The 26,331-nt window shown below is 66.1% G+C and carries 22 protein-coding genes; 12 read left to right on the forward strand and 10 right to left on the reverse strand.

Translation table 11 applies throughout. The features are described from left to right. The first annotated feature begins 565 nt into the window (after positions 1-565). From J3E61_RS29625 to J3E61_RS29640, 4 genes are read left to right on the forward strand one after another with little or no spacing between them, the layout of a single operon-like run. The gene (locus tag J3E61_RS29625) at positions 566-760 is read left to right on the forward strand and encodes a ubiquitin-like protein Pup (RefSeq protein ID WP_003887572.1); all 195 of its coding nucleotides are present in this window, start codon (positions 566-568) and stop codon (positions 758-760) included. Continuing rightward, positions 757-1,656 carry a proteasome subunit beta gene (gene prcB, locus J3E61_RS29630; RefSeq protein ID WP_192723016.1) on the forward strand — a complete coding sequence of 300 codons (900 nt, stop codon included), beginning with the start codon at positions 757-759 and terminating at the stop codon, positions 1,654-1,656. The genes J3E61_RS29625 and prcB overlap by 4 nt, the downstream gene beginning before the upstream one ends. Beyond that, positions 1,653-2,390, forward strand: a complete 738-nt coding sequence (prcA, locus tag J3E61_RS29635) for a proteasome subunit alpha (RefSeq protein WP_192723015.1) — start codon at positions 1,653-1,655, stop codon at positions 2,388-2,390. The genes prcB and prcA overlap by 4 nt, the downstream gene beginning before the upstream one ends. Before the next feature lie 9 nt (positions 2,391-2,399). After that, a complete protein-coding gene (locus tag J3E61_RS29640; RefSeq protein WP_210086289.1) occupies positions 2,400-3,116 on the forward strand; it encodes a DUF2071 domain-containing protein in 717 nt (238 codons plus the stop codon). On the opposite strand, the gene J3E61_RS29645 is transcribed toward J3E61_RS29640, so the two are convergent. After that, positions 3,113-3,778, reverse strand: a complete 666-nt coding sequence (locus tag J3E61_RS29645; protein WP_210086290.1) for a GntR family transcriptional regulator — start codon at positions 3,776-3,778, stop codon at positions 3,113-3,115. The genes J3E61_RS29640 and J3E61_RS29645 overlap by 4 nt on opposite strands. 94 nt (positions 3,779-3,872) lie before the next feature. Between J3E61_RS29645 and J3E61_RS29650 the strand changes: the two genes are divergently transcribed. Genes J3E61_RS29650 through J3E61_RS29680 form a run of 7 tightly spaced genes read left to right on the forward strand, consistent with a single transcriptional unit; the run spans position 3,873 to position 12,610 of the window. Continuing rightward, on the forward strand, positions 3,873-5,117 hold the full coding sequence (locus J3E61_RS29650; protein ID WP_210086291.1) for a sarcosine oxidase subunit beta family protein: 1,245 nt from the start codon (positions 3,873-3,875) through the stop codon (positions 5,115-5,117). Between the two features lie 22 nt (positions 5,118-5,139). Continuing rightward, a complete protein-coding gene (locus J3E61_RS29655) occupies positions 5,140-5,415 on the forward strand; it encodes a sarcosine oxidase subunit delta (RefSeq protein WP_210086292.1) in 276 nt (91 codons plus the stop codon). Beyond that, on the forward strand, positions 5,412-8,252 hold the full coding sequence (locus J3E61_RS29660) for a (2Fe-2S)-binding protein (RefSeq protein ID WP_210086293.1): 2,841 nt from the start codon (positions 5,412-5,414) through the stop codon (positions 8,250-8,252). Before J3E61_RS29655 ends, J3E61_RS29660 begins: the two co-directional genes overlap by 4 nt. Beyond that, the gene (locus tag J3E61_RS29665; RefSeq protein ID WP_210086294.1) at positions 8,245-8,829 is read left to right on the forward strand and encodes a sarcosine oxidase subunit gamma; all 585 of its coding nucleotides are present in this window, start codon (positions 8,245-8,247) and stop codon (positions 8,827-8,829) included. The genes J3E61_RS29660 and J3E61_RS29665 overlap by 8 nt, the downstream gene beginning before the upstream one ends. Beyond that, positions 8,826-10,871: an NADH:flavin oxidoreductase gene (locus J3E61_RS29670; RefSeq protein ID WP_210086295.1), complete on the forward strand. Its 2,046-nt coding sequence runs from the start codon at positions 8,826-8,828 to the stop codon at positions 10,869-10,871. Before J3E61_RS29665 ends, J3E61_RS29670 begins: the two co-directional genes overlap by 4 nt. A gap of 30 nt (positions 10,872-10,901) precedes the next feature. Next, entirely contained in the window at positions 10,902-11,987 is a 1,086-nt protein-coding gene (locus J3E61_RS29675) for an S-(hydroxymethyl)mycothiol dehydrogenase (protein WP_210086296.1), read from the forward strand. After that, positions 11,984-12,610: an MBL fold metallo-hydrolase gene (locus J3E61_RS29680; RefSeq protein ID WP_210086297.1), complete on the forward strand. Its 627-nt coding sequence runs from the start codon at positions 11,984-11,986 to the stop codon at positions 12,608-12,610. Before J3E61_RS29675 ends, J3E61_RS29680 begins: the two co-directional genes overlap by 4 nt. Positions 12,611-12,613: 3 nt before the next feature. On the opposite strand, the gene J3E61_RS29685 is transcribed toward J3E61_RS29680, so the two are convergent. Both J3E61_RS29685 and betA read right to left on the reverse strand, forming a co-directional pair. After that, positions 12,614-15,076, reverse strand: coding sequence for an FAD-dependent oxidoreductase (locus J3E61_RS29685; RefSeq protein ID WP_210086298.1), 2,463 nt, complete (start codon positions 15,074-15,076; stop codon positions 12,614-12,616). A gap of 4 nt (positions 15,077-15,080) precedes the next feature. Next, a complete protein-coding gene (gene betA, locus J3E61_RS29690; protein ID WP_210086299.1) occupies positions 15,081-16,784 on the reverse strand; it encodes a choline dehydrogenase in 1,704 nt (567 codons plus the stop codon). A 96-nt stretch (positions 16,785-16,880) separates the two neighbouring features. Between betA and J3E61_RS29695 the strand changes: the two genes are divergently transcribed. Beyond that, entirely contained in the window at positions 16,881-17,660 is a 780-nt protein-coding gene (locus J3E61_RS29695) for an IclR family transcriptional regulator (protein WP_210086300.1), read from the forward strand. 5 nt (positions 17,661-17,665) lie between these two features. On the opposite strand, the gene J3E61_RS29700 is transcribed toward J3E61_RS29695, so the two are convergent. From J3E61_RS29700 to J3E61_RS29730, 7 genes are all read right to left on the reverse strand, one after another. Next, positions 17,666-18,787, reverse strand: coding sequence for an aromatic ring-hydroxylating dioxygenase subunit alpha (locus tag J3E61_RS29700; RefSeq protein ID WP_210086749.1), 1,122 nt, complete (start codon positions 18,785-18,787; stop codon positions 17,666-17,668). 26 nt (positions 18,788-18,813) lie between these two features. Beyond that, positions 18,814-19,983: an FAD-dependent oxidoreductase gene (locus tag J3E61_RS29705; RefSeq protein WP_210086301.1), complete on the reverse strand. Its 1,170-nt coding sequence runs from the start codon at positions 19,981-19,983 to the stop codon at positions 18,814-18,816. Then, the gene (locus J3E61_RS29710; RefSeq protein ID WP_192723001.1) at positions 19,980-20,342 is read right to left on the reverse strand and encodes a bifunctional 3-phenylpropionate/cinnamic acid dioxygenase ferredoxin subunit; all 363 of its coding nucleotides are present in this window, start codon (positions 20,340-20,342) and stop codon (positions 19,980-19,982) included. Before J3E61_RS29710 ends, J3E61_RS29705 begins: the two co-directional genes overlap by 4 nt. A gap of 145 nt (positions 20,343-20,487) precedes the next feature. Further along, positions 20,488-21,468 carry an ABC transporter substrate-binding protein gene (locus J3E61_RS29715; protein WP_210086302.1) on the reverse strand — a complete coding sequence of 327 codons (981 nt, stop codon included), beginning with the start codon at positions 21,466-21,468 and terminating at the stop codon, positions 20,488-20,490. After that, positions 21,465-23,522 (reverse strand): ABC transporter permease subunit, encoded by a 2,058-nt coding sequence (locus J3E61_RS29720; protein ID WP_210086303.1) that lies wholly within the window; start codon positions 23,520-23,522, stop codon positions 21,465-21,467. Before J3E61_RS29720 ends, J3E61_RS29715 begins: the two co-directional genes overlap by 4 nt. Then, complete coding sequence (locus tag J3E61_RS29725; RefSeq protein WP_210086750.1) at positions 23,519-24,580, reverse strand: glycine betaine/L-proline ABC transporter ATP-binding protein; 1,062 nt, start codon at positions 24,578-24,580, stop codon at positions 23,519-23,521. Before J3E61_RS29725 ends, J3E61_RS29720 begins: the two co-directional genes overlap by 4 nt. Before the next feature lie 82 nt (positions 24,581-24,662). After that, positions 24,663-26,123, reverse strand: a complete 1,461-nt coding sequence (locus J3E61_RS29730; protein ID WP_210086751.1) for an aldehyde dehydrogenase family protein — start codon at positions 26,121-26,123, stop codon at positions 24,663-24,665. Positions 26,124-26,331: the final 208 nt, after the last annotated feature.

Consider the following 26,331-nt stretch of genomic DNA (forward strand, 5'->3'; position numbering starts at 1 on the left):
ATGCACCCACCCATAGGTTTTGGTGTGTACCTGCGGTTCGCGGGTATCGGAAAGAAAGGGCGGAGCAAACGCGATGGCCCACAACACAGCAACCGGCCGGGCGCGGTCGGGCAAGAGGATTGGGGCGCTCCTGGGGGTGGCCGCGGTCGGCTTGATGGTCGCCTTGCCGCTGGCCCTCAACGGATTTCAGGGGACGAGTCAGATCCCGTCAGGGCGTGGAATTTATTCAGCGTTTACGCTGCCGCCGACCATGACCGAGGGGGAGACCCAAACCACCACCGTGGTTCTCACCGCGCCTGCGGTGGCCAAGGCGGCGCCGTTGGTCAAAGCTCCGCACAAGTGATCTCCGCAGACGTAACGCCTGGTCAGACCCGGGTACAGCCGGTTTGCTGAGAAAGCGTGGCAGCCACCCGGTGGCTAGACTTCTGAGTAATCGCACGCACGGCTCGGCGGAAACACCGAGTTCGCCAAGCCCAACACAATGTTCGCGCTGGGATAGTGTGGAGGAACCGGCGGGCAGCTGTGAGCCCATCCGGCCAGGGATTTGAGATAGCAGGAGGCAGCGATGGCTCAGGAGCAGACCAAGCGCGGCGGTGGCGGCGGCGAGGACGACGACCTCACTGGCAGCACGGCCGCCGGGCAAGAGCGTCGCGAGAAGCTGGCCGAGGAGACCGACGATCTGCTCGATGAGATCGACGACGTCCTCGAAGAGAACGCCGAGGACTTCGTGCGTGCGTACGTCCAGAAGGGTGGCCAGTGACCTGGCCACACCGAGAACAACTGGCCGTCCCGTCACCGCTAGCAGGAGTCCCTTCCGTCCCTGTGGATTTGTCCTCTTTTTCTGACTTGCTGCGCCGTCAGGCGCCCGAACTTCTGCCCATCAACCGGGTTGTCTCCGCGAGCCCCGGCGACGCGCTGCCGCACGGCACGACGATCGTCGCGCTGAAATATCCCGGCGGCGTCGTGATGGCAGGCGATCGCCGGTCCACGCAGGGCAACATGATCGCCGGCCGCGACGTGCAGAAGGTGTACATCACCGACGACTACACGGCGACCGGGATCGCGGGCACGGCGGCCATCGCGGTGGAGTTCGCCCGGCTGTATGCGGTCGAGCTCGAGCACTACGAGAAGACCGAGGGCGTGCCGCTGACGTTCCGGGGCAAGGTTAACCGGTTGGCGACGATGGTGCGAGGCAACCTCGGTGCGGCTCTGCAGGGCTTCGTGGCGCTGCCGCTGTTGGCCGCCTACGACCTTGACGACCCGAACCCCGAGGCCGCCGGTCGGATCGTGTCTTTCGACGCGGCCGGTGGCTGGAACCTCGAGGAAGAGGGCTATCAGTCGGTGGGATCGGGCTCGATCTTCGCGAAATCATCGATCAAGAAACTCTATTCGCAAGTGACCGATGCGGATTCGGCGCTGCGGGTGGCGGTGGAAGCCCTCTACGACGCGGCCGACGACGACTCGGCGACGGGCGGCCCGGACCTGGTTCGTGGGATTTATCCGACCGCGGTGATTCTGGGTGCTGAGGGTGCCGAGGATGTAGCGGAGAGTCGGATCGCGGGGCTGGCGCGCGAGGTGATCGAAAGCCGCTCCCGCCAAGATACTTTCGGTCCCGATAGTGCTGCGCAGTCGCATGATGCGCGAGGAGACTCGTGAGCTTTCCATACTTCATCTCGCCCGAACAGGCGATGCGCGAGCGTTCGGAGCTCGCGCGCAAGGGCATTGCCCGCGGCCGTAGCGTGGTGGCGCTGGCCTACTCCGGTGGCGTGCTGTTCGTGGCGGAGAACCCGTCGCGATCGCTGCAGAAGGTCAGCGAGCTCTACGACCGCGTCGGGTTCGCGGCCGTCGGGCGGTTTAACGAGTTCGACAACCTGCGTCGAGGCGGCATCCAGTTCGCCGATACGCGCGGCTACGCCTACGACCGTCGAGATGTGACGGGCAGGCAGCTGGCCAACGTGTACGCGCAGACCCTCGGCACGATATTCACCGAACAGGCCAAGCCGTACGAGGTGGAGTTGTGCGTGGCAGAGGTCGCTCACTTCGGCGAGACCAAACCGCCTGAGCTGTACCGGATCACCTATGACGGCTCAATCGCCGACGAGCCACACTTCGTGGTGATGGGCGGCACCACCGAACCGATAGCGACGGCGCTCAACGAGTCCTACTCGGAGAACCTCGGCTTGTCGGACGCGGTGAAGGTTGCGGTCGCCGCGCTGAAGGCCGGGAGCAACGGCGGCACCGAGGCGCGCACGCTGGGGCCGGCGACTCTGGAGGTCGCGATCCTCGACGCGAACCGGCCACGCAGGGCATTCCGACGAATCACCGGCGCTGCATTGGAAGCTGTTCTGCCTGAAGAGGATTCGGAAGCGCCTAAGCCGGAGGACGGCTAGCGGGCCGCCATGGCCGAATTGGTGACGCCAGAAGCGCCGATTCTGCCTTGGCCGCGACTGTTTCGGCAGCGCTGGCGCAACCTGTCGTTCCTGCACTGGGCGGTCCAGCCGGCGAGCATCGCGCATCTGTATCCGCCGGGCACGGAGCCCGACATCTTCGAGGGCGCCAGCTTCGTCGGCGTCGTGCCGTTTCAAATGTCGCTGTACGGCACGTTTTTGGAGACCAACATCCGGCTGTATTCGGTGGATGCTACGGGCCGCCGTGGGGTTGTATTTCTGAGCCTCGATGCCAACCGGCTGGCCATGGTCGCGGCCGGTCGGTGCATCGTCGGTGTGCCCTACCGGTTCGCGCGAATGAGCTACCGGTCCAGCGGCGACCGTCGCATCTACACATCGACGCTTCGGTGGCCGGGCGTCACCGCGTCGAGTGCCATCGAGGTGCGGGTCGCCGATTCGTTGGCGTGCGGGCCGCTCGAGCATTTCCTGACCGCGCGGTGGGGCGCGCACACATTTCGTGCCGGCCGCAGTTGGTATGTGCCAAACGAACATCCGGTCTGGGCGTTGCGACGGGCCGAGCTGGTCGAGTTCTCCGATGACGGTCTGCTCGCCTCGGTCGGGCTCGGCGAACTGAGCGGGCGGCCGCCGGATCACGTGGCGTTCAGCGACGGCGTGCCGGCGCGATTCGGGATGCCCGTGCGGTCGACGACCCCGCGTGTCACCCGTTAAAGGACGGCGCGCACAGCCTGTTCGAAGCCGATCACGTGTTCGGATGCCAGCTTCGCCGCGAGCTCCTCGTCGCCGTCGACGATCGCGCGCAGCAGCCCGACGTGTTCGGTGACGTGTTCGGCGACGTGCGACAGCCGGTCGAGGAACAGACACCAGATGCGCGTCGCGTGCGCGTCCTGGCACACGAGCACGTCCTCCAGATACGGGTTGCCCGAGGCTTTGTAGATCGCGGTGTGCACCCGCACGTCCAACCGCAGCAGCGTCCGCGGATCGTCGGTGGGGTCGAGTCGGGAGATCTCGTCGGCGAGTGCCGATAGCTGCCTCCGGGTTTCCAGCGGCGCGGTGCGCGCGGCGCGGGCGGCGACCACCGGTTCGAGTTGGCGGCGGATCTCCTGAATGTGCGCCAGGTCGGTGATGTCAACGGTCGTGGCGAACGTGCCGCGGCGGGGGTAGGCGATGACGAGCCGGTCGCGTTCGAGCCGTTTGAGGGCCTCACGCACCGGGGTGCGGCCGAACCCGAGCTGGCGGGCCAGCGCCTCGTCGTTGATCGGCTCGCTTGGACGGATGTCGAGCATGATGAGCCGCGCGCGAATGATCTGATAGGCAAGGTCGGCGTTGGACGGGGTTGGTCCGTCGCCGGTCTCGGCCAGCTCCACGCTCATTGTCATCTCCCGTCCGAATTGACCCTTGACCGCGTGCATCAACGTACCATACTGTGCTCCACAACTGATATATCAGTTAGAAAACAACTGTCCGATGGAGAGCCGCGTGAGTCCACAGGCGCCGGGCGCGCACCTGCCCGATCACCCCGACTTCCTCTGGCGCAATCCCGAGCCGAAGCGGTCCTACGAAGTCGTCATCATCGGCGGCGGCGGCCACGGCCTGGCGACCGCGCACTACCTGGTGAAAAACCACGGCATCACCAACGTCGCCGTGCTCGAGAAGGGCTGGCTCGCCGGCGGCAACATGGCCCGCAACACCACGCTCATCCGGTCGAACTACCTGTGGGACGAGAGCGCGCAGATCTACGAGCACTCGCTCAAGCTGTGGGAGGGCCTGGAAGAAGACCTCGGCTACCCGATCCTGTTCAGCCAGCGCGGCGTGCTCAACCTCGCCCACAGCCTGCAGGACGTCCGCGACAGTGTGCGCCGGGTGGAAGCCAACGTGCTCAACGGCGTTGACGCCGAGTGGCTAGAACCCGACGAGGTCAAGAAGATCTGCCCGATCGTCAACATCTCGTCCGACGTGCGGTACCCGGTGCTCGGCGCTACGTACCAACCGCGGGCCGGAATCGCCAAACACGATTACGTCGCTTGGGGTTTCGCGCGTCGAGCCGATGCGGCCGGAGTAGATCTGCTGCAGGGCTGCGAGGTCACCGGCTTCACCACCGACGGCGACCGAATCACCGGTGTGAGCACGACGCTCGGCGACATCGCGGCAGGGCAGGTCGCGATGTGCGCGGCCGGGCACACGTCGGTGCTCACCGACATGCTGGGCTTCCGGGTGCCGCTGCAGAGCCATCCGTTGCAGGCCTTGGTCTCCGAACTCCTCGAGCCCGTGCACCCGACCATCGTGATGTCCAACGCGGTGCACGTCTATGTGTCCCAGGCGCACAAGGGTGAGCTGGTGATGGGCGCGGGCATCGACTCGTACAACGGCTACGGGCAGCGTGGCGCGTTCCACATCATCGAGCGGCAGATGGCCGCGGCAGTCGAGCTGTTCCCGATCTTCGCCCGCGCGCATCTGCTGCGGACATGGGGCGGCATCGTCGACACCACCCCCGATGCCTCACCGATCATCGGCCGCACGCCGTATCGCAATCTCTACCTCAACTGTGGCTGGGGGACAGGCGGTTTCAAGGCCACCCCGGGAATCGGCTGGTGTCTGGCCGACACCATCGCGAACGACGAGCCGCATCCCTATGCGGCCCCGTTCAGCCTCGACCGCTTCGTCACCGGCGCGCTGGTCGACGAACACGGCGCCGCCGCAGTCGCGCACTGATCTTCGAAAGGCTGGGACGACAATGCAACTCATTCAATGCCCGTGGTGCGGGCCCCGGGAAGAGACCGAATTCCATTACGGTGGGCAGGCGCACGTCGCGTACCCCGACGACCCGTTCGCGCTCACCGACGAGCAGTGGGCGCACTACGTGTTCTTCCGCGCCAACACCAAAGGCATGTTCGCCGAACGGTGGGTGCACAGCGCGGGATGCCGTCGCTGGTTCAACGCAGTGCGCGACACCGCGACCTATCGCTTTCACGCGGTCTACCGCATGGGCGAGAAGCCGGCGACCTCATGACCGCTTCGTACCGCACCGAGACGGGTGGCCGCATCGACCGCGGGACCCGCTACGAGTTCACGTTCGACGGCCGCACATACACCGGATACCGCGGTGACACCCTGGCGTCGGCGCTGCTCGCACACGGCGTGCACAAGATCGCGACCAGCGTCAAACTCGGCCGGCCACGCGGCATTTCGGCCGCATGGGCCGAGGACACCGGCGGGCTGGTGCAGATCGAGGCGCCCTTCCCCGAGCCGATGCTGTTGGCTTCGACGGTCGAACTGCACGACGGTCTGGCCGCCCGTGGTCTTCCTGGCCAGGGCCGGCTGGCCGACATCGCCGATTCCGCGCGCTACGACGCGATGCATGCCCACGCCGACCTGCTGGTCGTCGGTGCCGGCCCCGCTGGCCTGACCGCCGCGCTGACCGCTGCGCGCTCCGGCGCCCGGGTGGTGTTGGTCGACGAGCAGTCCGAGGCGGGCGGCTCATTGCTCGGCACCGACGACCGCGTCGGTGCCGAGGCGGCGACTGAATGGGTGCGCGCCGTTGTCGACGAGCTCGCGACGTATCCCGAGGTGCGGCACCTGCAGCGCACCACCGCGTTCGGGCACTACGACGACGGCTTCGTGCTCGCACTCGAACGACGGACCGACCACCTCGGCGCGGCAGCCCCCTCAAAGTTGTCCCGTCAGCGGGTCTGGCGGATCCGCGCGCGTCATGTGCTGATCGCGACCGGTGCCCACGAGCGGCCCATCGTGTTCGCCGACAACGACCTGCCTGGAATCATGTTGGCGCACAGCGCTCGGACGTTCCTGCACCGCTACGGTGTGCTGGTCGGACAGTCTTCGGTGGTGTTCACCACGAACGACAGCGCCTACGCGGCGGCCTTCGACCTCGCCGACGCGGGGGTGCGCATCGAGGGGATTGTCGACGCCCGTGCCGACGTTTCGGCAGATCTTCGGCGCGAGTGCGAGCGACGCGGCATCCCGCTGCGTGCCGGCGCGGTCGTAGCAGGCACCCGCGGCGGCGACCGCATCGCGGCAGCCTTGGTGGCTGACTTCGATGGCGCGAATGTCGGTGCAGCCGAAGCGGTTCCGTGCGACACGCTGCTGGTCAGCGGTGGCTGGAATCCGGCGGTGCACCTGTTCAGTCAAGCCCGCGGCGTGCTGCGCTACGACCCGGCGCTCGGCGGTTTCGTTCCCGGCGAGCACCTCGACGGGGCGAGCGTCGCGGGTTCGGCCAACGGCGTGATGGACTTGGCGGGTTGCCTGCGCGAAGGCCGCGACTCGGCTGCCTCAGCGCTCGGACTGACGCCGCAGGATCCGCTGCCCGAGGTTTCCGACATAGCGGTCAGCCCCGGCTTGGTTTTGTGGCGGGTCCCCGGTCGCGAGCAGGATCAGTTCGTCGACGTGCAGCGCGACGCGACGGTCGCCGAGATCGCCCGTGCAGTTGGCGCAGGCATGCGGTCGGTCGAGCACATCAAGCGCTACACCACCATCGGGACGGCGCACGATCAGGGCAAGACGTCAGGGGTGATCGCTTCCGGCATCACCGCCGAATTGCTCGGCCTGCCCATCGAAGCGCTGGGCACCACCACATTTCGGCCGCCTTACACGCCTGTCGCGTTCGCCGCGCTGGCCGGACGCGACCGCGGTGCGCTTTTCGATCCAGTCCGCACGACGGCGCTGCACGACTGGCACGTCGCGCAGGGCGCGGTGTTCGAGGATGTCGGACAGTGGAAGCGACCGCGGCATTACCCGCATCCCGGCGAGGATATGGACGCTGCCGTACTTCGCGAATGTGCCGCCGCGCGAACCGGTGTCGGCATACTGGATGGTTCGACCCTCGGCAAGATCGACGTCCAGGGCCGTGACGCCGCCGAGTTACTGGACCGCGTCTACACCAACCTGATGAGCAGCCTCAAGGTCGGCTCGATCCGGTACGGCGTGATGTGTGGTGTGGACGGCATGGTGATCGACGACGGCACCGTGCTACGGGTCGCCGACGATCGTTTCCTGGTGTACACCACCACCGGTGGCGCGGCGAAGATCCTGGACTGGATGGAGGAGTGGCTGCAGACCGAGTGGCCGCACCTGCAGGTCTCGCTCACCTCGGTGACCGACCACTTGGCGACGTTCCCGGTCGTCGGGCCGCGGTCCCGCGACGTGATCGGCGCGGTGTTCGGCGATCTCGACGTGTCCAATGACGCTTTCCCATTCATGACGTGGCGCGACACCAGCCTCGGCGGCGTGCCGGTTCGGGTCGCACGTGTCAGCTTCTCCGGTGAGCTCGCATACGAGGTCAATGTGAACACCTGGCACGCACCCGCCGTGTGGGAGCGGTTGCTCGAGGCGGGCCGCCGCTACGGCATCACCCCCTACGGCACGGAGACCATGCACGTGCTGCGTGCAGAGAAGGGCTACCCGATCATCGGACAGGACACCGACGGCACCGTCTCTCCGCACGATCTCGGGATGGCCTGGGCGGTGTCGAAAAAGAAGCCCGACTTCATCGGAAAACGCTCGTTCAGCAGGATCGAGAACCAGAACCCGTTGCGCAAGCAGCTCGTTGGGTTGTTGCCGGTCGACCGGGTCACGCGGCTGCCCGAGGGCTCACAGATCGTCGAGTTCTGCGACGACGATGCACTGCCGCCGCCACCGGTGCCGATGCTGGGGCATGTCACGTCGAGCTACCGCAGCGCCGAGCTCGGCCGCACCTTCGCGCTGGCGTTGGTCAAAGCGGGTCAGTCCCGCATCGGCGAAACCCTGCACGTGCCCGTCGAGGGAACCCTGGTGCCGGTGGAAGTCACCGGTTCGGTGCTGGTCGACCCGGAAGGAGCGCGCCGCGATGGCTGACACGTTGGAACGCACGAGCCCGCTGCAGCCGTGGGCCTCACGCTTTGCGCAGCTGACGAATTCGGTTGCGATTGCGGAAGAACCATTCGTCACGATGGTCGATCTGCGGGTCGACCCCGCAGGGCGGGGTGCGCAGGCGGCGGCGGACGCGCTCGGCGTCGAACTACCGACCACCGCGTCCACCTACGCGAAAAGCGTTGACACCACGGTGATCTGGCTGGGTCCCGACGAGTGGCTGATCACGGCAACCGCGCTGGGCGGACCCGAGCTGGAAGCCCGGCTGCGGGATGCCGTCGGCCCGCACGGCGGCGCCGCGATCGACGTATCGGCGCAGCGCACCACGCTGCGGCTGAGCGGAACCCATAGCCGTGACGTGTTGGCCAAGGGATGCGCCCTCGATCTGCATCCACAGGCCTTCGGCGCTGGCACCGCGGCAGAGACGATGCTCGGCCAGGCCGGCGTAATCCTGTTGGCGGTCAATGGTTCCGGCGACGACTACCGGATTCTGGTGCGCTCGACGTTCGCCCGTTATCTGGCTGAGTGGCTGCTCGACGCGGCCGAGGAGTACACGTTATGACCCGCCAACTCATCGACCCCTTGCTGCAGCCGTTCGAGCTGAAGCATCTCACCCTGCGCAACCGGGTGGTCAGCACCTCGCACGAGCCGTCGTACACCGAGGACGGCATGCCCAAGGAGCGCTACCGGCTGTACCACGAGGAGAAGGCGAAGGGTGGTATCGGCCTGACCATGATCGGCGGGTCCGCGGTCGTGGCGCCCGACAGTCCGGCTGCGTTCGGCAACATGCACGTCTACAAGGACGAGATCGTGCCGTGGTTGCGTGAACTCGCCTACGGCGTGCACGAACACGGGACCGCCGTGATGTGTCAGATCACTCACCTTGGCCGCCGCACGAGTAATTACGACGGCGACTGGCTGCCGGTGGTCTATCCGTCGCCGCTCCGCGAGCCCGCGCACCGGGCTTTCCCCAAGGTGGCCGAGGAATGGGATATGGACCGCATCGTGGCGGCGTATGCCGACGCGACGGCGCGATGCCGTGAGGCCGGGCTGGATGGGGTTGAGATCGAGGCATACACCCACCTGCTCGACGCGTTCTGGTCGCCGCTCACCAATCAGCGCGACGACTCGTTCGGCGGGAGCCTCGAGAACCGGATGAGTTTCCCGCTGCGCGTGATTCGCGCGGTGCGTGAAGCGGCAGGCCCCGACTTCGCCGTCGGCATCCGGATGTCCTTCGACGAGGAGATGCCTGGCGGCCTCGCTCGTGACGAGGCGCTCGCGATCGCACATCAGGTCGTCGCAGAGGGCATCGACTTCATCAGCATCATCCGCGGATACATGGGCAGCGACGAGGCGCTGTCGCGGGTGATCCCACCGATGGGCACACCGGTTGCCCCCCATCTGGAATTCGCAGGGGAAATCAAACGCCAGGTCGGCGCCCCCGTGATGCACGCGTCCCGAATCAACGACGCGGCCACCGCTCGCCACGCCATCCGTGACGGCCTGCTCGATCTGGTCGGGATGACGCGTGCGCACATCGCAGATCCGCACATCGTCGCGAAAATCCAAGCGGGAGAGGAGGACCGGATCCGACCGTGCGTCGGCGCCAGCCTCTGCCTCGACGAGATCTACCAGGCCCGCGACGCCAAGTGCATCCACAACCCCGCGACCGGTCGGGAAGACCGGTTGCCACACCACGTGCCGGCGGCCACCGGCGCGCCGCGCAAGGCCGTCGTCGTCGGTGCCGGGCCCGCGGGCCTGGAGGCGGCGCGGGTGCTCGGTCTGCGAGGGCACAAGGTGGTGGTGCTGGAGGCCAGCGATGCGGCGGGCGGCCAGATTCGCCTCGCGTCGTCGTCGCCCCGCCGGCGGGACTTGATCGGCATCGTCGACTGGCGGTTGGCAGAGTGCAAACATCTCGACGTCGACATCCGCTACAACACCTACGCCGAGGCTGATGAGGTGCTCGCCGAAGATCCCGATCTGGTCGTGATCGCCACCGGCGGCGTGCCCAACACCGAATTCCTCACCGAGGGAGCGCAACTGGTCTCCGACGGCTGGGACGTGCTGAGCGGCTCGTTCCGGGCCAAGGGCGACGTGCTGCTGTTCGACGACAACGGTCAGCACCCGGGCCTCGATGCCGCAGAGGTACTGGCCCGCGCGGGCGCCAAGATCGAATTCGTCACGCCTGAAAGGGTTTTGGCCCCAGATGTCGGCGGGGTCAACTACCCGGGCTACTTCAAGGTGTTCGCCGAACATGACGTGCGGGTCACGCTCAACGAGCGGCTGACCGCGGTGCGCCGCAAGGACGGCCGACTGGAAGCCGATCTGTACAACGAATACGCGCACGTCACCCGTCAACGCATCGTCGATCAGATCGTCGTCGAGCACGGCACGCTGCCATCAGATGAGCTGTACTTCTCCTTGCGGGCGGGCTCGTCGAACCTCGGCGAGGTGGACCAGCGGGCGCTTCTTGACCTGCAACCGCAGCAGGTGCGGCGCAATACGGACGGCCGCTATCAGCTGTTCCGCATCGGAGATGCCGTGGCCAGCCGCAACATTCACGCGGCAGTGTTCGACGCGTACCGGCTTTGCCTCGCACTGTAATCCCTTTACTACCAAACCAGGAAGGTCTTCATGCCACAGCAGGTGCAGGGCGTCATCGCCCGCAGCAAGGGAGCGCCCGTCGAACTCGTCGACATCGTCATCCCGGATCCCGGCCCGAACGATGTCGTCGTTCGGATCCAGGCGTGCGGGGTCTGCCATACCGATCTGACCTACCGCGACGGCGGAATCAACGACGAATTCCCGTTCCTGCTCGGTCACGAGGCGGCAGGCATCGTCGACGCGGCGGGCAGCGCGGTCACCCACGTCGAGGTCGGCGACTTCGTCGTGCTGAACTGGCGGGCGGTGTGCGGCGATTGCCGGGCGTGCCGGCGCGGGCGGCCGTGGTACTGCTTCGACACCTTCAACGCCAGCCAGCCGATGACGTTGACCGACGGCGCCGAGTTGACCCCGGCGCTCGGTATCGGCGCCTTTGCGGAGAAAACCCTTGTGCATGAAGGACAATGCACGAAGGTCGACCCGAACGCCGACCCCGCCGTGGTCGGCCTACTCGGCTGCGGCGTCATGGCCGGTCTCGGCGCGGCGGTGAACACGGGCAATGTGTCGCGGGGAGATTCGGTCGCGGTGATCGGCTGCGGTGGAGTGGGCGACGCCGCGATCGCGGGCGCCCGGCTGGCGGGCGCGTCACCGATCATCGCCATCGACCGCGACCCCAAGAAGCTGCAGATGGCAACGGAATTGGGCGCCACGCACACCATCGACGCGTCGAAGGTGGACGCGGTTGAGGCGGTGCAGGAGCTGACCGCCGGCTTCGGTGCCGACGTCGTCATCGACGCGGTTGGCCGTCCGGAAACCTGGAAGCAGGCCTTCTATGCCCGTGACCTTGCGGGCACTGTCGTGCTCGTCGGCGTGCCCACTCCCGACATGAAGCTGGAGATGCCGCTGATCGACTTCTTCTCCCGCGGTGGGGCGTTGAAGTCGTCCTGGTACGGCGATTGCCTGCCCGAGCGTGACTTCCCGGCGCTCGTCGACCTGTACGAGCAGGGCAGGCTGCCGCTGGACAAGTTCGTGAGTGAGCGCATCAAGCTAGACCAGGTCGAGGAGGCGTTCGACACCATGCACCGCGGCGAGGTGCTGCGCTCGGTGGTCGTGCTGTGAGTCTGCGCATCGAACGCGTCGTCACAGCTGGAACGTTCGCACTCGACGGCGGCACATGGGAGGTCGACAACAACATCTGGCTGGTCGGTGACGACAGCGACGTCGTGGTCATCGACGCGGCACACCAGGCTCAGCCGATCGTCGACGCTGTCGCAGGCCGCGACGTGACCGCGGTCGTCTGCACTCATGGCCACAACGATCACGTGACCGTCGCCCCGGAACTCGGTCAGCGGCTGCACTGCCCGGTCCTGCTGCATCCCGGTGACGACGTGTTGTGGAAGATGACCCATCCCGAGGAGCCGTACTGGCGCCTGGACGACGGCCAGCGAATCGGCGTGGCCGGCACCGAGATCGAGGTGATCAGGACCCCTGGTCATTCACCCGGTTCGTGCTGCCTCTACGTGCCTGAGGCCGGCGTCCTGTTCTCCGGCGACACGTTGTTCAGCGGTGGGCCCGGCGCCACCGGACGGTCGTTCTCGGACTTCCCGACAATCGTGGACTCGATCCGGGACCGGCTGTTCACGTTGCCCGAAGAGACGCTGGTGCACACCGGGCACGGCGATGGCACCACGATCGGCACGGAGGCGCCCCATCTCGCCGAATGGATCGCCCGAGGGCACTGAGACTCAGGACCTGATTCGGGTCATGTCGGGGTCGACGAGCGGTTCGGCCGCGACGGTGGCGGCGATACGGCGGTCGAAGTATTGAATCTCGATGCGGGTGCCTACCTTCGCGCTCGCAGGCAGCCAGGCATAGGCGATCGGTGCGCCGACGGTGTGACCGTATGCGGCACTGGTGACGTAGCCGACCGGCTTGCCATCGAGGAAGACGGGTTCCTGACCCATCACCACGGACACGCCGTCGTCGATCACCACAGTCATCAGGCGGCGCCGAATCGTCGCATCTGAAACACCCTGCAGCGCAGCGTGTCCGACGAAGCCGGCCTTTTTCACCGACACCGCGAAGCCGAGGCCGGCCTCATACGGGTTGTGCTCGGTCGTCATATCGGTACCCCACGACCGGTAGCCCTTTTCGATACGCAGGCTGTTGAACGCGGCGCGGCCCGCGGCGATCACCTCGTGCTTTTCGCCTTCGGCCCAGAGCACATCCCAGAGATGCAGCCCGTAGTCTGCGCTCGTGTACAGCTCCCAGCCCAGCTCGCCGACGTAGGACAGCCTCATCGCGGTGGCCGGAATGCCGCCGATCCGAACAGGTTTCGTGCGGAAGTACTTGAACTTCTCGTTTGAGAAGTCGTCGTGGCTGAGGGCCTGGACCACGTCGCGGGCGCGCGGCCCCCATAGCCCGATGCAGCACGTCGCGCCGGTGATGTCGCGGACCTGCACGCTGTCGTCCGACGAAGCCTGCCTGCGGAAGTAGTCCAGGTCGATGTTGCCGTTGGCCCCGACCTGGAAATGGCTTTCGGCCAACCGGGCAACCGTGAGGTCGCTGCGGATGCCGCCGGCGTCGTCGAGCAGCAGCGTGTACGTCACCGAGCCGACGGACTTGTCCATCTTGCCGGTGGCCAACCGCTGCAGCAGCGGCAGCGCGCCTGCCCCGGTGATTTCGAGTCGTTTGAGCGGGGTCATGTCATACATCGCCACCGACGTCCTGGTGCGCCACGCCTCGGCCGCCGCGATCGGTGAGTGAAACTGCGCCGACCACGCGTCACGGTCGGGTGGCTTCCACTCAAGCGGAAGCCGTTGCAGTAGTGCGGCATTGGCCTCAAACCAATGCGGGCGCTCCCAGCCGCCACTCTCCAGGAACACCGCGCCGAGCTCCTGCTGGCGCGCGTGGAAGGGGCTGACCCGCAAGTCGCGTGGCGACAGTCGGGGCTGCAGCGGATGCAGAATGTCGTAGACCTCGATGAAGTTCTGTTGCGACGTCTCGTTGACGTAGTCCGGTGCGAGCTGAACTTCTTCGAACCGGTGCACGTCGCAGGTGTGCACGTCGGTCTCACTGCGCCCGTCGACCAACAGTTGCGCGACGGCGCGAGCCACGCCGGCCGAGTGCGTCACCCAGACCGCCTCGGCGATCCAGAATCCGGCAATGTCGGAAGACTCGCCGATCAGCGGGCCACCGTCCGGGGTGAACGAGAAAATCCCGTTGAAGCCGCTGTCGACCTTGGCGCCCTCGAGGCAGGGCAGTAGCAGCTTGCACTGTTCCCACGGGGCCGTGAAATCGTCGGCGGTGAAGGGCAGCATCGACGGCATGCTGGATTCGGAAACGTCGTCAGAGCCGGCGAGTTCGCGGAGGTCTACCGGCATTGGTCGATGGGCGTAGGACCCGATACCCAGACGATCGACGAGTTCGCGGAAGTACAGGTCCTGGTCTTGGTGGCGCAGGATCGGCAGGCCGGCCTCGGCGGCTTCGGTGTTGCGGCCGACGAGTTGGGGAATCTGGTCGGTCTTGACGTACTGGTGCGCGAGCGGCAGCAGCGGGACGTCCATGCCGACCATGGCGCCGACCTCGGGGCCCCAGAATCCCGCACACGACACGACAATGTCTGCCGGAATCGTCCCATCCGATGTCGTGACACCGGTGACGCGGCCGCCGCTGTGTTGAATCGCGGTCACCTTGGTGGAGTCGCGAAACACCGCGCCGCGCTCCTTGGCGCGCCGGACCAGCGCAACGACCACACGCGCCGCCTTGGCGAGGCCGTCGGTCGGCACATACAGTCCGCCAAGGATTTTCGACTCGTCGAGCAGCGGATGAATCCGCACACACTCTTGTGCGTCGAGCACGGTGCCCTCGATGCCCCACGATGTCGCCCAGCCCTGGCGGCGGTGCAACTCGGCGAGCCGTTCCGGTGTCGTCGCCACCTCCAGCCCACCGACCTGGTTGAAGCACCACTGACCGTCGAGATCCAGATCGAGGAACTTCTCGACCGTGTACCGGGCCATATCGGCCATCGCCTTGGACGGGTTGGTCTGGAAGACGAGGCCCGGCGCATGAGAAGAAGAGCCGCCGCTCAACAGCAACGGCCCCTGCTCGACGACGGTGACCCGATCCCAGCCCCGGGCGGTGAGTTCATCGGCCAGATTCGCGCCGACGATCCCGGCGCCGATGATCACGACACGCGGAGTGCTCATGAAATCAGCTGCGGCCGACGGGTTCTGAGCCGCTGGGCTGCTGCTTGGGCTGGTGCCGGTAGAACGGCACCGTCGCGGGCGCCAGAGGTGTGTTGCCGAGAATCAGGTCGGCCGCCTTTTCGGCGACCATCATCACCGGCGCGTAGATGTTGCCGTTCGTCACGTACGGCATGACCGACGCGTCAACGACTTTCAGGCCTTCGACGCCGTGCACACCCATCGTCTCCGGATCGGTGACCGACATCGCGTCCGTACCCATCTTGGCGGTGCACGACGGATGCAGCGCGGTCTCGGCGTCACGGGCCACCCAGTCGAGGATCTGTTCGTCGGTCTCCACGCTCGGCCCAGGAGAAACCTCACCGCCGTTGAACGGGGCCATGGCCGGCTGGTTGAGGATATGGCGGGCCACCCGAATGGATTCCACCCACTCCCGACGGTCCTGTTCGGTGGACAAGTAGTTGAACCGCAGCGCCGGATGCACTTTCGGATCACGGCTGACGATCTTGCACGTGCCGCGGGCGTCTGAGTACATCGGACCGACGTGCACCTGATAGCCCTCGCCGCCCTCCGGCTGAGAGCCGTCATAGCGCACGGCGATCGGAAGGAAGTGGAACATCAGGTTCGGGTATGCGACGTCGTCATTGCTGCGCACGAAGCCGCCGCCCTCGAAATGGTTTGTGGCGCCGGGCCCGCGGCGCAGGAACAACCAGTTGGCACCGATCCACGGCCGGTAGCGCCACTTCATGTACTTCTGCATGGTCACCGGCTGCTTGCACGCGTACTGGATGTAGACCTCGAGGTGGTCCTGCAGGTTCTCGCCGACACCCGGCAGGTCGTGAACGACGTCGATGCCGAGCGCGCGCAGCTCGGCGGCGTTGCCGACACCCGAGAGCTGCAACAGCTGCGGGCTGTTGATGGCGCCACCGCACAGGATGACCTCGCCTGCGTTGACGCGCTTGGTTCCGCCGAGCCCGTGCCGATAGTCGACCCCGACCGCGCGCTTGCCCTCGAACACCACGCGTTCGACGAAGGCTCTGGTGAGCACGTCGAGGTTCGGCCGGTTCATCACCGGATGCAGATAGGCGCGGGCGGCCGACAGCCGCCGTCCATTGCGGATATTGCGGTCGAATTTGGCGAAACCCTCTTGGCGGTAACCGTTTACGTCATCGGTGCGCGGGTAGCCGGCCTGTTCGCCCGCGGTGAAGAACGCCACGAACAACGGGTTCGTGGCCGGTCCTCGCTCGAGGGCCAGCGGGCCGTCGTGCCCGCGGTACGGATCGTCGGGGGTCGCGGCGAGGCAGTTTTCCATCCTGTTGAAGTAGGGCAGGCAGTGTGCGAAGTCCCAGTTGCCCATCCCCGGGTCGGCGCCCCAGCGCTCGTAGTCCAGCGGATTGCCGCGCTGAAAGATCATGCCGTTGATGCTGCTCGAGCCGCCGAGCACCTTGCCGCGGGCGTGGTAGATCCGCCGGCCGTGCATGTGCGGCTCGGGTTCGGACTCGTATTTCCAATCGTAGAAACGACTTCCGATCGGGAACGGAAGCGCCGCAGGCATATGCACGAACACGTCCCACAACGAATCGTTGCGGCCCGCCTCCAGCACCAGGACCTTGTTGGACGGGTCGGCCGAAAGGCGGTTGGCGAGTGCGCAGCCCGCCGAGCCGCCGCCGACGATCACGAAGTCGTACCGTGTGGAATCTTTGTGGGCCATCGCTGTCCTCCTGCAGATGTGTTCAAAGGCTATGGCTGTGGCGCGTGATACGCATCAAGTTTCGCTATATGCAACGAAGTCTCGTATAGTTGCGCCATGAGCAACGAACGGGCTGAGAGCACCGGAGGCGTGCAGTCTGTCGACCGCGCGATCAGTGTGCTGGAAATTCTGGCCCAACGTGGCGAGGCCGGCGTCAGCGAGGTCGCCGCCGACATCGGTGTGCACAAGTCGACGGCATTCCGATTGCTCGCGGCGCTCGAGGAACGCGAATTGGTCGAGCAGACCCAGGATCGCGGCAAATACCGGCTTGGCTTCGGCATCCTTCGGCTCGCCAGCGCGGTGCCCGGCCAACTGGACGTCACGCATCAGGCTCGCGCGCTCTGCGAGCAACTGGCCTCGCAGGTCGGCGAAACCGTCAACATCGCGGTCCGCCGCTCGCACTTCGTGGTCAACATCGACCAGGCCCGCGGTCCGAGTGCGGTCGCCACGCACAACTGGGTCGGCGAACTGACGCCGCTGCATGCCACCTCGAGCGGCAAGATTCTGCTCGCCTACATGGCACCCGAGGAACGCCGAAAGATGTTGGCCGCGGCGGGACTTGCCCGACTGACCCCGCACACGATCACGTCGCAGCGGGAGCTGGAGGCGCAGATCGAGGCCGCCGCCCGCGACGGTTACGCGTCCTCTGTCGAGGAATTGGAGGAGGGGCTGAACGCGGTCGCCGCCCCGGTCCGCGACCACACCGGCGGCGTGATCGCCGCGCTGTCCGTCTCGGGTCCGGTCTACCGATTCACCGAAGACCGGATGCGCGAGGTGACCCCCGACGTGGTCGCCGCCGCGGCGGCGATCAGCCAGCGGATGGGGCACCTCGACTGACGCCCTCATTTGGTCAGCTTCGCCTGCAGCCAGTTGTGGAACTCGCCGATGTGATGCTCGCTGGGCACCAGCACGCCGCCATCGCGGTAGGTGCGTGAGCTCATCGCCGGCTGGCAGCGCTCACACGCGGCGAAGTCCTGCTCGTTGACCCGGTGGAACAACTCGACGGAGCGGCTGACGTCCTTGCCGGATTCCACCACGTGCGGCAGGTACAGCCAGTCGCACTCGACGACGGTGCGGTCCGCTGCCATCGGGAACATCCGGTGCACGATGACGTGGTCGGGCACCAGGTTGACGAACACCTGCGGCTTGATCGTGATCGCGTAGTAGCGCCGGTCCTGCTCGGCGGTGACGCCGGGGATCTGGTCGAGCCCCTGTGACCCATCGACGGTGAATCCCTGGACGTCGTCGGCGAATTCGGCCCCATGGCCGACGTGGTACTGCACCGCCAACCCATCGGCGAACTCGGGCAGCACCTCGGTCAGCTCCGGGTGAATGGTCGCGCAGTGGTAGCACTCCATGAAGTTCTCGATGATGAGTTTCCAGTTCGCCTTCACGTCATAGCGGATCCGGCGCCCGACGCTCAGATGTTCGGCGTCGTAGTGGTCGATCATGGCGACGTCACCGAGTCGATCGCCGACGTCCTTGCGCACCGTGTCGTCGAACGAGGGTGGGTTGTCGGCGAGGCACACCCAGACGTAGCCCAGCCACTCCTCTATGGCGATGCGACGCAGCCCGTATTCGACCCGGTCGATGTCGGGCATCTTGGTCAGGTTCGGTGCGGCGATCAGCTTGCCATCGAAGTCGTAAGTCCAAGCGTGGTAAGGGCATTGGAAGGCACGCTTGGTTTCACCGCTTTCTTCAGTGCACAACTGCGCACCGCGATGCCTGCAGACGTTGAAGAACGCGCGCACCTCGCCGCTGCGCGAGCGGGTGATGAGCACGCTCTCGTTGCCGACCTGAACCGTCTTGAACGCACCGGGCTTGTCGAGATCGGCGGACCGCACCGCACAGAACCACATCGACTCGAAGATCTGGGCTTGTTCCATCGCGAAGATCGTGGGGTCGGTGTAGTAGCTGCCGGGCAGCGTCGAGATCAAGCTCTGCGGCAGGCCGACGGTGGTCATCGAGATCTCCTCTGCGGAAATAGAAGTCATGCGGGGACGGGGACGACGGTGAGCTGGCGACGCCAGCGGGTGAACAGCTTCGGCTGGTCCAGACCCAGTACGGCGACGGGTTCGCCGCCACGCCGGTACACGGCGAGGAAGCTGGCGTCGCGCACGCTGCCCACCTCGAAGGTGATCTCATCGCCGGTATGGGCGATGCCCGCGAACTGGATGCGACGGCCGTACTGATCGGACCAGAAGTACGGGGGCTTGGCGGGACTGCCGTCGTGCCGTCCGCCCGCGAGCAGCGTGGCCACCGCAATACCCGGCCTCTCCAACGCGCCCGTCCAGTGCTCGACACGATGCGGCCACCCGACGGCGGGCTCGTGCCACGCCGCACAGTCGCCAACCGCGACGACATTCGGAATCGACGTCGCCCCACCGGCATCGCACACCACGCCGTTGGCGAGTTCAATTGGGCTGCCGCGCAACCACTCGACGTTGGGCGCGGCGCCGATGCCGACAAGCACGACGTCGGCCGCGAGCCGGCGCCCGTCGGCCAACTCGATTCCGGTGACGCGATCGTCGCCGAGCAGTCCCGCGACCGGGGCCCCGCAGAGCAGCCGCGTGCCGTGTTCGGTGTGCAGCCGTGCGACGGCCGCGCCGAGTTGCACCCCGAGCGGGCCGGCCAGCGGCGCCAGCGCCGCCTCGACCACGGTCACGTCCAGGCCCAATTTGGCTGCGGTAGAAGCTACTTCGGCACCGATGAAGCCCGCGCCGATGACCACCAGGCGCGCTCCCGGACGCAATTCGTCGCGCAGCGCCACGGCGTCATCGACGGTCCGTAACACGTGCACTCCGGCGAGGCCGTCGGAACCGGGCCATGTCCGTGCCCGCGCTCCGGTCGCGATGACAATGCCGTCGGCCCGGATCGCGAGGCCATCGTCGAGCTGCACCGAGGCCGCGCCGGTGTCGAGGTGGGTGGCGTGCACGCCGAGTAGCCATTCGGCGTCCAGGTTGTCGTCCTCGGCTTCGAGGGCCAACGCGTCCTCGCCGATGTCGCCTGCGAGAAACTCCTTCGACAGCGGCGGTCGGTCGTACGGGCGCCGTCCTTCGCCGCCGACGATCGTCAGGTCGCCGTCGAAGCCTTGAGCGCGCAACGCTCTGGCCGCCGACAGCCCGGCCAGCGAGGCGCCAACGATGGCAACGCTTTTCACTGCGCCGCCTCGCCGCCCGCGCGCGTGGTCAGGCCCGGAGGAAGGTTGGGCGGGGCGTCGTTGAGGACAACGTTGATCACGCCGTCGACGATCGCCACCTCGTGAGTGCGCACCGGAAGCTTCGCAGGCGGTGCGTCGACCGCGCCCGTGCGCAGGTTGAAACGCGAGGCGTGCAGCGGGCATTCGATCTCGCAGCCCTCGAGCCATCCGTCGGCCAGCGACGCGTCCTGATGCGTGCAGGTGTCGTCGATTGCGAACACCTCACCGTCGTCGGTGTGGAACACCGCGATCGGTGGATCCGCTTCGACCCTGCGCGCCTCACCGCGAGGCAGGGCCGCCAGAGGACAGATTTCGAGCACGAGCGCGACCTCCCCGGTGTGACCTAGTTGTATCTGATTATGAAACGTGACTCGTATTACGCAACAGCTTGATGGAAATCGCCTGCCCTTGTCAAGTGCCGCGAAGCGCGAGTTTTGCCGCCGCTAGCTCGGGTTTTACCCCGGGTTACGCCGCGTTTTGCGCCCCGGTCCCTGCCAGCCACTTGGCGACCAGCTGCGGGTGCGCATCGATGAACTTCTTGGCGGCCTCGTCGTCACTCATGCCGTCCATCGCGATGGAGCGCGCAACGGAGTTCTGGTCTTCGCCCGTCCACTGAAAGTTCTTCACCAGCGTGTACGCCGGGCTGCCGGACTCGGCGAACTTGGTGGACACGATCTTGTCCAGGTCGTAGTCCGGATAGTCACACGCGATCTTGGCCGGATCAGCGTCGCAGCCGTCGGTGTACGGCGGCAGCTTGATCTTGACCATCGGGACCTCGCTCAACAACCACTGTGGCGAGTAGAAGTACGCGAGTAACGGCTTCCGCTCTTGCTGGGCCTGCCGGATGCTCGAGATCAGCGCGGTTTCGCTACCGCCCTGTACCACCTTGTAATTCAGGCCGAGGTTCGTCACCAGCGCGTCGTCGTTTGTCACGTATGCCGGGTCCCCGTCGAGAAGTTGCCCCTTGCCACCGGACTCCGAGGTCTTGAACAGGTCGGCGTACTTGTTCAGGTTGCGCCAGTCGGTGATGTCCGGATATTTCTCGACCATCCACGGCGGCACGTACCAGCCGATCTGACCCTTGACGCCGGTAGAGCCTGCGCTCTGTGCGACGCCCATGTTGTCGATGTACTGCTGTCGCAGATCGTCGTGACCCCAGTTCTCCAGGATCGCGTCCACCTGTCCGGTCGACATGCCCTGCCAGGAGACCTGCTCAGCGATGTGTCGCTGTTTGACGAAGCAACCCAACACGTTCTCCGCCAGATACGTGATCACTGCCGCGTTCGCCTCGTATCCGACCCAGGAGTTGATGGCCAGATTGAAGGTCCCGCAGGGTTTGGCGCCGGGCTTCAGCTCGCCCCGGGCCTGCAGATCCGAGACCTTGGTGGCGTTGCAGCCCGACACCAACAGCGCAAGCGCTACCGCCGCGATCGCAATTCGTTTCATTCGCTCGCCCGTCCAATCCGTTTCGATGCCGCCGCGGTCGTGCGGTCGAGGATCGTGCCGAGCAGCACGATCGCCAGACCCGCGGCCAGGCCCTTCCCGAACAGGCTGGTCTGTGCGAAGCCAGCCACCACCAGATAGCCCAGCGCGCCGCCCCCGACCAGGCCTGCGACCACGACCATGGAGAGCACATATATAAGGCCCTGGTTCGTCGCCAACGTCAGCGAGCGGACGGCCATTGGCAGCTGCACCTTGCTGATCACCTGCCAGGTGTTCGACCCGACCGAGCGTGCCGCCTCGACCGTCTCGGGGGAGACGCCGCGGATCCCGTCGGCCATGATCTTGATCGACACGGGCGCGGCGTAGACGATTGCCGCCACGATGCCGGTGAACCTCGACGCCGAGAACAACGCCAGGAACGGCACCAGATACACAAATGACGGCATGGTCTGCGCGGCGTCCAGGAACGGGCGCACGATCTTGTCCGCGGTTTGGCTGCGACCCATCCAGATGCCGACGACGACCCCGAGGACGACCACGACCACCGTGGCCACCAGCACGGCGGCCAGTGTCTCCATGGTGGCCTGCCATAGTTGCAGCGGCCAGGCGATCAGGGCCAGGCACACGGCGGTGATGAGTGCGGACCAGCGGCCGCCGATGATCGCCGCGATTGCGGTGATGGCCGCGAAGGCGAGCCACCACGGTGAGCTAGCCAGCAGCGACTGCAGCGGGTCGAGTGCCGCCGCCGTCACCACGTCCTTGATGCCGTTGGTGATCGGGGCGAAAACGTCCTGAACCCACTTGGTCACCGCATTCGCGGCGGCGATGATGGGACTGCCGACGTCGAGTCCGAGGTGAACCGAGCCGATTTGCAGAGAGGACGGAAAGATCGCAACGAGCTGATAGGTGTATGACAGCCAGATCGCGAATGCTGTTACCACGGCGCCGATCACGATTCCTGGCCGCCGATACTTGTTGGGTCCGGCCGACTTTCGCTGTTGTGTCTCGACGCGTTCGCTCGCGGCGGTGGTCGTCCGGTCCAGGATGATCGCCATGATCACGATGGCCAAGCCGGCGTTGAATGCGGTGCCGACGTCTTGTGTCGACAACGCCTGGACCACGACCTGGCCGAGGCCAGGTGCCGCGATCAGCGCGGCGATCGTCACCATCGACAGTGCGGCCATGATGGTCTGGTTGATGCCGAGGACGATGGTGCGCTTGGCCATCGGCAGCAGCGCCCCGAACAACTCCTGTCGCCTCGTGGCGCCCAGCGACTCGACGGCCTCACGCGACTCAGCCGGCACCGACCGGATGCCGTGCGCGGTAAGCCGAATCACCGGAGGAGCCGCGTAGATCACCGTCGCGATGATCGCTGCGGCAGGGCCGATGAGGAACGCCAGCGTCAGCGGCGCGAGGTAGACGAACGACGGCAGAATCTGCATGAAATCGAGCACGGGTGTGATCAGGCGGTTGAACCCATCCGATATACCCGCCCAGATGCCAAGCGGAATTCCGATCAGCAGTGATATCGCGACCGCCGCGATGGTCAACGCCAGCGTCTCCATGCTGTCCTGCCAGAGGCCCTGCAGGCCCATGAACAACAAGCCGCACAGGGTCAGCAGCCCGACCTTCCAGTTGCCCAGTGCCCAGGCCACGAAGGTCAACAGCACCACGACGCCAAGCCACCCGATGTAGGGCACCGGTCGCCCGTCAACCGGATGTGCGATCAGGTCGGCGATCGCAGTGCCGAATGTGTCGACCACCGACCGGATCGGATTGAAGAAATAGGTGAAGAGCGGGTTGGTGTTTCGGCCCTCACCGACCTTGGTCTGCAGATCAGAGAGCCACACATGGAGCGGCTTGGTCTCGGCAGGCGCGAGGGCGAGGGTGAAGCGGCCGTGCAATACGACGAAGAACGCTATCCACAGAGCGAGCACCGCGCCGATGGCCGTGACCATCTGCACAGGCCCTCGTTGGGCGAACCATGACGACACGCTCCGGTGTTGCTCCGGCGCCGCCGGCGCAGGAGGTGCTCCTAACGTAGCGGTCGCCATCATGCGCCGCCCTCGTCGACCTGGCCGATCACGGCGAGGATCTCGCTGCGGCCGACCACGCCGAGCAACTTGCCGTCCTCGACCACCTTGATCGGCTTGTCGGCGGCCAGCACCGGGTCGACGGCGTCGCGGATCACGGTGGTGGGCGCCATTTCTGGGCCGTCGAGCGAGTCATCGGCGCGCTTCTCGCGCATGATCCACTTCAGGGTCAGCACCCGTGAACGCGGTACGTCGCTGACGAATTCGCGCACATAGTCGTCGGCCGGAGCGCCGACGAGTTCGTCACCGGTGCCGATTTGAACCATCTCTCCGTCGCGCATGATCAGGATCCGGTCGCCGAGCTTGAGTGCCTCCGACAGGTCGTGGGTGATGAACACCATCGTCTTGCCCATCTCGTGGTGCAGGCGGATCACCTCGTTCTGCATGTCGCGCCGGATCAGCGGATCCAGCGCCGAGAAGGGCTCGTCGAACAGCAGCATGTCGGGATCGCTGGCCAGTGCGCGGGCCAGTCCGACGCGCTGCTTCATGCCGCCAGACAGCTGATCCGGATAGGAGTACTCGTAGCCGGCGAGGCCGACGAGTTCGGTGACTTCCTCTGCACGCTTGAGCCGCTCCTTCTTCGGGGTGCCCTTGACTTCGAGGCCGTACGCGACGTTGTCGAGCACCCGCCGGTGCGGCAGCAGACCGAAGTGCTGGAAGACCATGGATACCTTGCGGCGACGCAGATCTCGCAGCGCGTTCTCGTCGGCAGACATGATGTCGGTGCCCTGGAATACCACCTGACCCTTGGTCGGCTCGATGAGCCGCGTCAGACACCGCACGAGCGTGGACTTTCCTGAGCCCGACAGCCCCATCACGACGAACACCTCGCCGCAACCGACGTCGAAGCTGACATCGCGAACGGCAACCGCGCACCCAGTCTTCTTCTTGATGTCCTGGACGCTGAGTTGCCCCATGCTGTCGTCGCGTGCGACGTCAGAAGCTTTGGCGCCGAAGACCTTCCACAGTCCGTTGACACTGAGCTCCGCGTCGCTGCGGCGTGGGGTCGGCGGGGCGACCACCGCTGTGGGCGCGCTCTCTGTATGGATGGCCACCGAAATCTCCTAACTAATTGGGCTGTCGGTCATTTGAGATGTTTGCGGTCTATCCCCGAAACCATCGTTCGGGCCGCGGGTTGGTGTTCTGCCAGATGTGCTTGATCTCGCGGTACTCGTCAAGTCCGGTCCTGCCGAGTTCGCGGCCATTGCCGGATCGCTTCATGCCGCCCCATTCGGCCTGCGGCACATAGGGGTGGTAATCGTTGATCCAGATGGTCCCGTGCCGTAACCGGTGCGCAACGCGCTGGGCCTTACCGGCGTCCTGGGTCCACACCGCGCCGGCGAGCCCGTACTCGGTGTCGTTGGCGATTCGTACCGCGTCGTCTTCGTCGGTGAAGGTCTCGACCGTGAGCACCGGGCCGAACGACTCGTCCTTCGTCACCGTCATGCCGGTGTGGCAGCGGTCCAGAACCGTTGGGGGATAGAAGAAGCCATCCTTCAGATGTGGGTCGTCGGGTCGGCGACCGCCGCAGCGCAGCACCGCGCCTTCTGCGAGTCCGGCGGCGACGTACGCCTCGACCTTGTCGCGGTGTGCGGCGGAGATCAGGGGACCGGTTTCGGCGTCGGGATCGAATGGTCCGCCGAGGGTGATCCGCTCGGCGCGCCAGACCACCTCGTTGACGAATCGATCGTGCAGCGACTCCTCGACTATCAGTCGGGCGCCCGCCGAACACACCTGTCCCGAATGCAGGAAGACCGCGGTGAGCGCGAAGTCCACCGCGGTCTCGAAGTCGGCGTCGGCGAACACGACGTTGGGGTTCTTGCCCCCGAGTTCCAGCGCGACGCGTTTGACCGTCGCTGCGGCGGCGGCCATGACACGGGTGCCGGAAGGGACGCCGCCAGTGAACGAAACCATGTCCACGTCAGGGTGTTCCGACAGCGGCGCGCCCGCCGCGGGCCCGGCGCCGAGGACGAGATTGGCGACGCCGGCGGGCAGGCCCGCTTCCTCCAACGCGCGCATCAGCAGGACTGAGGTTGACGGTGTCAGCTCGCTCGGCTTGAGGATGAACGTGTTGCCCGCCAACAGCGCTGGCGCAACCTTCCAACTTGCTTGCAGCAGAGGGTAATTCCACGGCGTGATCAGTCCGCAGACGCCGACGGGCTCGTACACCAGGCGGCTGATCGCATCTGCTTTACCGGTGTCCACGACATGGCCGGCCTCGGTGCCGCCGACGCCCGCGTAGTAGCGCAGGCACGCTGTGACGTCGTCCATGTCGTATTCGGCCTCGACGATCCGCTTACCGGTGTCGAGCGCTTCTGCGCGGACGAAGTCCTTGCGGTCGCGATCGATCAGGTCGGCGGTGCGTCGCAACACGTCGGCGCGCTCACGTTCCGGCATCTGTGGCCACGGACCGGTATCGAAGGCCTCGCGCGCGGCAGCGATCGCGGCGTAGGTGTCCTCAGCGGACGCCTCGGCGGCCTGTGCGACCAGCTGGCCGTCGGCCGGGCATCGGATCTCTCGGCGGGCGCCGTCGAGCGAGGGGCGCCATTCGCCCGCGATGAACATATTCAGGTGTTCCGCCACCTACTCGGCCTCTCGCCAGCTACCTAGATGTTGCGTATTGCGCAATAGAACCCTCTACATGCAACAGACTGAACCGTGTCCCATGTCACTGTCAAGGGGAGCGCCCAAACGAAACTCGCTGGTAACAAGGCGGCAATGGCCAACCTTGACCGTCAAAGCCGCACGCAGCTATGATGCCGATCACACTCTG

The organism is Mycobacterium sp. OAE908, from assembly GCF_017872775.1.
Classification (GTDB): domain Bacteria; phylum Actinomycetota; class Actinomycetes; order Mycobacteriales; family Mycobacteriaceae; genus Mycobacterium.

Excerpts from the sequence above, each read along its gene's own strand:
- J3E61_RS29625 (WP_003887572.1), top strand. The coding sequence starts at position 566 with ATGGCTCAGGAGCAGACCAAGCGCGGCGGTGGCGGCGGCGAGGACGAC.
- J3E61_RS29640 (WP_210086289.1), top strand. The coding sequence starts at position 2,400 with ATGGCCGAATTGGTGACGCCAGAAGCGCCGATTCTGCCTTGGCCGCGA.
- J3E61_RS29645 (WP_210086290.1), bottom strand. The coding sequence starts at position 3,778 with ATGAGCGTGGAGCTGGCCGAGACCGGCGACGGACCAACCCCGTCCAAC.
- J3E61_RS29650 (WP_210086291.1), top strand. The coding sequence starts at position 3,873 with ATGGAGAGCCGCGTGAGTCCACAGGCGCCGGGCGCGCACCTGCCCGAT.
- J3E61_RS29655 (WP_210086292.1), top strand. The coding sequence starts at position 5,140 with ATGCAACTCATTCAATGCCCGTGGTGCGGGCCCCGGGAAGAGACCGAA.
- J3E61_RS29660 (WP_210086293.1), top strand. The coding sequence starts at position 5,412 with ATGACCGCTTCGTACCGCACCGAGACGGGTGGCCGCATCGACCGCGGG.
- J3E61_RS29665 (WP_210086294.1), top strand. The coding sequence starts at position 8,245 with ATGGCTGACACGTTGGAACGCACGAGCCCGCTGCAGCCGTGGGCCTCA.
- J3E61_RS29670 (WP_210086295.1), top strand. The coding sequence starts at position 8,826 with ATGACCCGCCAACTCATCGACCCCTTGCTGCAGCCGTTCGAGCTGAAG.
- J3E61_RS29675 (WP_210086296.1), top strand. The coding sequence starts at position 10,902 with ATGCCACAGCAGGTGCAGGGCGTCATCGCCCGCAGCAAGGGAGCGCCC.
- J3E61_RS29685 (WP_210086298.1), bottom strand. The coding sequence starts at position 15,076 with ATGAGCACTCCGCGTGTCGTGATCATCGGCGCCGGGATCGTCGGCGCG.
- betA (WP_210086299.1), bottom strand. The coding sequence starts at position 16,784 with ATGGCCCACAAAGATTCCACACGGTACGACTTCGTGATCGTCGGCGGC.
- J3E61_RS29695 (WP_210086300.1), top strand. The coding sequence starts at position 16,881 with ATGAGCAACGAACGGGCTGAGAGCACCGGAGGCGTGCAGTCTGTCGAC.
- J3E61_RS29700 (WP_210086749.1), bottom strand. The coding sequence starts at position 18,787 with ATGACCACCGTCGGCCTGCCGCAGAGCTTGATCTCGACGCTGCCCGGC.
- J3E61_RS29715 (WP_210086302.1), bottom strand. The coding sequence starts at position 21,468 with ATGAAACGAATTGCGATCGCGGCGGTAGCGCTTGCGCTGTTGGTGTCG.
- J3E61_RS29720 (WP_210086303.1), bottom strand. The coding sequence starts at position 23,522 with ATGATGGCGACCGCTACGTTAGGAGCACCTCCTGCGCCGGCGGCGCCG.
- J3E61_RS29730 (WP_210086751.1), bottom strand. The coding sequence starts at position 26,123 with ATGTTCATCGCGGGCGAATGGCGCCCCTCGCTCGACGGCGCCCGCCGA.